Source organism: Albidovulum salinarum (assembly GCF_025673475.1).
Lineage (GTDB): Bacteria > Pseudomonadota > Alphaproteobacteria > Rhodobacterales > Rhodobacteraceae > Albidovulum > Albidovulum salinarum.
This window is the reverse complement of the sequence record NZ_JAOVQO010000051.1, coordinates 1-3,766: the sequence shown is the minus strand read 5'-3', so window position 1 is coordinate 3,766 and position 3,766 is coordinate 1. Positions and strand designations below refer to the sequence as shown.

Annotated in this window: 3 protein-coding genes and 1 pseudogene; all 4 read right to left on the bottom strand. The window is 68.7% G+C overall.

Annotated features, from left to right (window positions below; genetic code table 11):
• Positions 1–668, bottom strand: a pseudogene (locus OEZ60_RS21955) (type III glutamate--ammonia ligase); the annotation flags it as partial.
• Positions 669–768: 100 nt separating this feature from the next.
• On the bottom strand, positions 769–2,112 hold the full coding sequence (locus OEZ60_RS21950) for an FMN-binding glutamate synthase family protein (RefSeq protein ID WP_263340966.1): 1,344 nt from the start codon (positions 2,110–2,112) through the stop codon (positions 769–771).
• Positions 2,113–2,122: 10 nt separating this feature from the next.
• Positions 2,123–2,806 (bottom strand): GXGXG domain-containing protein, encoded by a 684-nt coding sequence (locus OEZ60_RS21945; RefSeq protein ID WP_263340963.1) that lies wholly within the window; start codon positions 2,804–2,806, stop codon positions 2,123–2,125.
• Positions 2,807–2,808: 2 nt separating this feature from the next.
• Entirely contained in the window at positions 2,809–3,705 is an 897-nt protein-coding gene (locus tag OEZ60_RS21940; protein WP_263340961.1) for a class II glutamine amidotransferase, read from the bottom strand.
• Positions 3,706–3,766 lie beyond the last annotated feature (61 nt).

Below are 3,766 nucleotides of genomic sequence, written 5' to 3'. Positions count from 1 at the left end.
ATCGAGCGGGTCATGAACTTGAAGAACGAGTGCTTGTCGGCGGTGGCGAGCACGTTGTCGTACTTCCAGTTCATCTCGAACTGGCCGTTGGCGTCCTCGTGGTCGCTCTGGTAGGGCTCCCAGCCGAGGCCGAGCATGCAGTCGCTGATCTCGGCGATCACGTCGCAGCGCCGCATCACCGCCTGCTGGTCGTAGCAGGGCTTGGCGGCGGTATCATAGGCGTCGGAGAGCTCGGCGCCGTCGGGGCTGAGCAGGAAGAACTCCGGCTCGACCCCGGTCTTGACGTGGAGCCCGAGCTCGGCGGCCTTCTCGATCTGGCGGCGCAGCACGTTGCGCGGCGCCTGGGCGAGGTCGGCGCCGTCCATCACGCAGTTCGAGGCGAGCCAGGCGACCTCGGGCTTCCAGGGCAGCTGGATCGCCGAGGCCGGGTCGGGCACCGCGAGCATGTCGGGATGGGCCGGGGTGAGGTCGAGCCAGGTCGCGAAGCCGGCGAAGCCGGCGCCGTCGGCGGCCATGTCGTTGATCGCGGCGGCAGGCGCGAGCTTGGCGCGCTGGCCGCCGAAGAGGTCGGTGTAGGAGACCATGAAGTACTTCACGCCGCGCTCGGCCGCCCATTCGGCGAGGTCGCGCGTCCCGGTCCCTGTCGCTGTGGCCATATCCCGTGCCATGGTGCCACTTCTCCCTGTTGTCGGTGTCTCGGTTCTTGTCTCGTTCATCGTCCTGGTCCCGGTCCGTGAGCCCGGTCCCGGTCCCCGGGGCCGGGGCGGGTCAGAACCCGCCGCGGCCGGGGATCCAGGAGGTGCCGGTCAAGGGCACGCCGGCCATCGCCGCGGCCTCGATCGTCAGCGCGCAGAGATCCTCGGGCTCGAGGTTGTGGACGTGATTCTTGCCGCAGGCCCGGGCGATCGTCTGCGCCTCGAGCGTCATCACCTTGAGGTAATTCGCCAGCCGGCGGCCCGCCGCCATCGGGTCGAGCCGGGCCATCAGCTCGGGATCCTGGGTGGTGATGCCGGCCGGGCACTTGCCCTCGTGCCAGTCGTCATAGGCGCCGGCGGTGGTGCCGAGGGCGCGGTATTCGTCCTCGAGATGGGGATCGTTGTCGCCGAGCGCGATCAGCGCCGCGGTGCCGACCGAGGCGACGTCGGCACCGAGCGCCAGCGCCTTGGCGACATCGGCGCCCGAGCGGATGCCGCCGGAGATGATCAGCTGCACCTTGCGGTGCATGCCGAGGTCCTGCAGCGCCTTCACCGCCTGCGGCAGGCAGGCCAGCGTCGGCTGGCCGACATGCTCGATGAACACGTCCTGGGTCGCCGCGGTGCCGCCCTGCATGCCGTCGAGGACGACGACATCGGCGCCGGCCTTGACCGCGAGCGTGGTGTCGTAATAGGGCCGCGCGCCGCCGATCTTGACGTAGATCGGCTTCTCCCAGTTGGTGATCTCGCGCAGCTCCAGGATCTTGATCTCGAGATCGTCGGGCCCGGTCCAGTCCGGGTGCCGGCAGGCCGAGCGCTGGTCGATCCCCTTCGGCAGGTTGCGCATCTTGGCGACCCGGTCGGAGATCTTCTGGCCAAGCAGCATGCCGCCGCCGCCGGGCTTGGCGCCCTGGCCGACCACGACCTCGATCGCGTCGGCGCGGCGCAGGTCGTCGGGGTTCATGCCGTAGCGCGAGGGCAGGTACTGGTAGACGAGCTTGTTGGAATGGCCGCGCTCCTCCTCGGTCATGCCGCCGTCGCCGGTCGTGGTCGAGGTGCCGGCGAGCGTCGCGCCGCGGCCGAGCGCCTCCTTGGCCGGGCCCGAGAGCGAGCCGAAGGACATGCCGGCGATGGTGATCGGGATGTCGAGCTCGATCGGCTTCTTGGCGAAGCGGGTACCGAGCACGACCTTGGTGTCGCAGCGCTCGCGGTAGCCCTCGAGCGGGTAGCGGCTGATCGAGGCGCCGAGGAACAGAAGGTCGTCAAAATGCGGCACCTTGCGCTTCGAGCCGCCGCCGCGGATGTCGTAGATCCCGGTCGCCGCCGCGCGGCGGATCTCGGAGTTCATCTCGTTGGAGAAGGTCCAGGACTGGCGCGGCGTGGTCTGCGGGATCTGCGCCGCCTTCTTTTCGTCTTTCATGGCCATCTCCTCAATACGCCGAGGCGTTGTCGATGTGGAAGTTGTAGAGCCTGCGGGCCGAGCCGTAGCGCTTGAACTCTTCCGGCCTGGCCGGCGCGCCGGAGCGCTCGATGAGCTCGCGCAGGATCTCGAGATGCTCGGGCCGCATCTCCTTCTCGATGCAGTCCGCGCCGAGGCTCTTGACCGAGCCGCGCACGAAGAGCCGCGCCTCGTAGAGCGAATCCCCGAGCGCGTCGCCGGCATCGCCGAGGACGACGAGGTTGCCCGACTGCGCCATGAAGGCCGACATGTGGCCGATATTGCCGAAAACGACGATGTCGATGCCCTTCATCGAGATGCCGCAGCGCGACGAGGCGTTGCCCTTGATCACGAGAAGCCCGCCATTGCCGGTCGCCCCGGCATACTGGCTCGCGTCGCCCTCGACGATGACGGTGCCCGACATCATGTTCTCGGCCACGCCGGGCCCGGCCGAGCCCTTCACCACCACGGTGGCCTGCTTGTTCATGCCGGCGCAGTAATAGCCCGTGGAGCCCTTCACCGTGACCTCGATCGGCGCGTCGAGCCCGACCGCGATCGCGTGGTGGCCGCGCGGGTTGGCGATCTCCCAGGCGGTCTGGTTGGTCGAGGCCTTCTGGGCGTGAAGCGTGGCGTTGAGCTCGCGCAGGCTGCTCTTGGAGAGGTCGAATGTCTGCATGGTCAGTGGTTCCAGAAATAGACGGTTGCGGGCTCGGGCTCCCAGACGCGGGCGGTCTCGATGCCGGGCAGGTTGACGAGCGCCCGGTATTCCGAGCCGAAGGCGACGTACTGGTCGGTCTCGGCCATCACCGCGGGCTTGCAGGCGATCGGGTCGCGCACCACGCCGAAGCCGTCCTTGGTGCCGACGACGAAGGTGTAGAACCCGTCGAGATCCTCGAGCCCGGCCTCGAGCGCCGCACCGAGGCTCAGCCCCTGGTCGAGCTTGTGGCTGAGATAGGCGGCCGCGACCTCGGTGTCGTTCTCGGTCTCGAAGCGCATCCCCTCGCGCTTCAGCTCGCGCCGGAGCCCGTTGTGGTTCGAGAGGGACCCGTTGTGCACCAGGCACTGGTCGGGCCCCGTGGAGAAGGGATGCGCCCCCATCGTCGTGACCGCGGATTCGGTGGCCATGCGGGTGTGGCCGATGCCGTGGCGGCCGCTCATCTTCGACACCTCGAAGCGCGCCGCCACGTCCTTCGGCAGCCCGACCTCCTTGTAGATCTCGATGATGTCGCCGGCACTCATCACCCGCACCCCGGGGCGCAGCTCGCCAAGCGCCGCCCGCGCCGCGCCGAGCGCGCCGAGCGGCATCCGCAGGACCGCGTGGCTGTCCTTCTGTTCCAGCGTCACCGCCGCCCCGACCGCCTCGCCGAGCGCCTCGGCAAGCCCGGCGAAATCGCGCGCCGGATCGGCCGACTGCACCGTCAGCTTGCCCTCGTCATCGGCATCCGACCCGAAGATCGCGATCCCGGCGCTGTCCGGACCCCGGTCCGTCATCGTCACCAGCATCTCGGTCAGAAGCGCCCCGAGCCGAGGCTCCAGCGACCGGTCCTTCAAAAACAGTCCCACAATCCCGCACATCTTCGACTCCCTTGGATCGTCTCCCCAAAACGCTAGCACCATTCCATACACACATCAACTA